This window comes from Arthrobacter agilis (assembly GCF_002953615.1).
Lineage (GTDB): Bacteria > Actinomycetota > Actinomycetes > Actinomycetales > Micrococcaceae > Arthrobacter_D > Arthrobacter_D agilis_B.
Genome location: NZ_CP024915.1, coordinates 866,911 through 869,630 on the forward strand (window position 1 = coordinate 866,911; position 2,720 = coordinate 869,630).

A 2,720-nucleotide genomic window follows, 5' to 3' on the forward strand; every position below is an offset into this window, starting at 1 on the left:
TCCTGAGGGCGCGCGTCCACAGGAGGGCCGGTCCTCCGAGGCGCGGGCGGAACGGGTAACGTTTCACCCATGGTTGAAACCCCCTCGCGCATCCTCCCGTTCGGCTCCCTCGTGACCGCGATGGTCACGCCGTTCACCGCCGACGGCTCCGTGGACTTCGATGCCACGGCCGCCCTCGCCACGAGACTGGTCGATGACGGCTCCGACGGGCTGGTCGTGTCCGGCACCACCGGTGAGACCTCCACGCTCGAGGACTCCGAGAAGGAGGACCTCTACCGCGTGGTCGTCGAGACCGTGGGGGACCGGGCGCGCGTGATCGCGGGCACGGGCACCAACCACACCTCGCACTCGGTGGAGATGGCGCGGCGCGCCGAGCGGGCGGGTGCGCACGGGCAGCTCGTCGTGACGCCGTACTACAACAAGCCCACCCAGGCCGGTGTGCTCGGCCACTTCTCCGCCGTCGCCGAGGCGAGCGACCTCCCGATCATGATTTACGACATCCCGGGCCGCTCCGGCATCCCCATCACCACGGAGACGATGCTCCGCCTCGCCGACCACCCCCGCATCCTGGCCCTGAAGGACGCGAAGGCCGACTTCGCCGCCGTGACCCGCGTCCTCGCCAACACCGACCTCGACGTCTACTCCGGCGACGACGGGCTCACCCTCCCGTGGATGGCCGCGGGTGCCGTCGGCGTCGTCAGTGTCAGCGCACACGTCGCGACCGCCGCCTTCCGCCGCCTGGTCGACGCCGCCGCCGCCGGGGACCTCGCCCAGGCGCGCCGCATCCACTTCGACCTCGACCCGGTGATCCGCGCGGTCATGACGCATCTCCCGGGTGCGGTGTCCGCGAAGCACATCCTGCACCTGCAGGGCGTGCTCCCGAACGCCGTCGTACGCCTGCCCCTCGTGGAAGCCGACCAGCGCGAGCTGGAGCCGGTGCTCGCCGACCTCGCGGAGGCGGGCTGGGACCTCGGGGCCCTCGCCCGCGAGGGCGTCCGGGCATGAGCGACGCGGCCGGCGTCGGCCCGGCGGCCCGCGCCCTGCCGCCGGCCCTCGAACCCGGCACGCTGCGCGTCGTGCCGCTGGGCGGACTCGGCGAGATCGGCCGCAACATGGCGGTCTTTGAGATCTCCGGCAAACTCCTGATCGTCGACTGCGGGGTGCTCTTCCCCGAGGAGACCCAGCCCGGTGTCGACCTGATCCTGCCCGACTTCTCCTACCTCGAGGACAGGCTCGACGACATCGTCGGCCTCGTCCTCACCCACGGCCACGAGGACCACATCGGCGCGGTCCCGTACCTGCTGCGCCTGAAGGCCGACATCCCCGTGATCGGTTCCCAGCTGACCCTCGCGCTGATCGAGGCGAAGCTGCAGGAGCACCGTGTCCGCCCGTACACCCTGACGGTGTCCGAGGGCCAGATCGAGCAGTTCGGCCCCTTCGAGTGCGAGTTCGTGGCGGTCAACCACTCCATCCCCGACGCCCTCGCCGTGTTCATCCGCACCGAGGCCGGGAACGTCCTGCACACGGGCGACTTCAAGATGGACCAGCTGCCGCTCGACGGACGCATCACCGACCTGCGCGCCTTCGCCCGCCTCGGCGAGGAGGGCGTGGACCTCTTCATGGTGGACTCGACGAACGCGGACGTCCCCGGGTTCACGACGGCGGAGCGCGAGATCGGCCCCGTCCTCGAGAACCTGTTCGGCCAGGTCCGCAAGCGCATCATCGTCGCGTCGTTCTCCTCGCACGTCCACCGCGTGCAGCAGGTGCTCGACGCCGCCTCGGCCCACGGGCGCTTCGTGTGCTTCGCGGGGCGGTCGATGGTACGGAACATGGCGATCGCGGCGAAACTCGGATACCTCAGGGTCCCGGACGGCATCCTCGTGGACATCAAGAACGTGGACGACCTCCCCGACGACCGCGTGGTTCTCATGTCCACCGGCTCGCAGGGCGAGCCCATGGCGGCGCTGTCCCGGATGGCCAACGGGGACCACCGCATCACGGTCGGCAAGGGCGACACCGTCATCCTGGCGTCCTCGCTCATCCCCGGCAACGAGAACGCCGTCTACCGCGTCATCAACGGGCTGCTGAAGCTCGGCGCCGACGTCATCCACAAGGGCAACGCGAAGGTCCACGTGTCCGGCCACGCCGCGGCCGGTGAGCTCCTCTACTGCTACAACATCCTGAGGCCGAAGAACGTCATGCCCGTGCACGGCGAGACCCGCCACCTCATCGCCAACGGCAAGCTCGCGCAGCAGACGGGGGTCCCGGCGTCGAACGTCCTGCTCACCGAGGACGGCTCGGTGATCGACCTCGTGGACGGCAGGGCCCGCGTGGTGGGCGCCATCGAGTGCGGTTACGTGTACGTGGACGGGTCAAGCGTCGGCGAGATCACGGACGCGGACCTCAAGGACCGCCGGATCCTCGGGGAGGAGGGCTTCATCTCGATCATCACGGTCGTCAACAGGACCACCGGGAAGATCGTCTCCGGCCCGGACATCCACGCGCGGGGCTTCGCCGAGGACAGCTCCGTCTTCGACGAGATCAAGCCCCGGATCAGCGAGGCCCTCGAGGAGGCCGTGATGCACACCACGGAGCACACCACCTACCAGTTGCAACAGGTGGTGCGCCGTGTCGTCGGTACCTGGGTCAACCGGCGCCTGCGCAGGCGTCCCATGATCATCCCGGTGGTGCTCGAGGCCTGAGCCCGCGCGGTCCGGAGG

The 2,720-nt window shown here is 69.9% G+C and carries 2 protein-coding genes; both read left to right on the forward strand.

Annotated features, from left to right (window positions below):
* Positions 1–69: 69 nt before the first annotated feature.
* Positions 70–1,005 carry a 4-hydroxy-tetrahydrodipicolinate synthase gene (dapA, locus tag CVO76_RS04190; RefSeq protein ID WP_208740809.1) on the forward strand — a complete coding sequence of 312 codons (936 nt, stop codon included), beginning with the start codon at positions 70–72 and terminating at the stop codon, positions 1,003–1,005.
* Positions 1,002–2,702: a ribonuclease J gene (locus CVO76_RS04195; protein ID WP_208740811.1), complete on the forward strand. Its 1,701-nt coding sequence runs from the start codon at positions 1,002–1,004 to the stop codon at positions 2,700–2,702. The genes dapA and CVO76_RS04195 overlap by 4 nt, the downstream gene beginning before the upstream one ends.
* Positions 2,703–2,720: the final 18 nt, after the last annotated feature.

What these genes read in the sequence shown, in the direction of transcription:
- dapA (WP_208740809.1), top strand. Translation starts at nt 70, where the DNA reads ATGGTTGAAACCCCCTCGCGCATCCTCCCGTTCGGCTCCCTCGTGACC.
- CVO76_RS04195 (WP_208740811.1), top strand. Translation starts at nt 1,002, where the DNA reads ATGAGCGACGCGGCCGGCGTCGGCCCGGCGGCCCGCGCCCTGCCGCCG.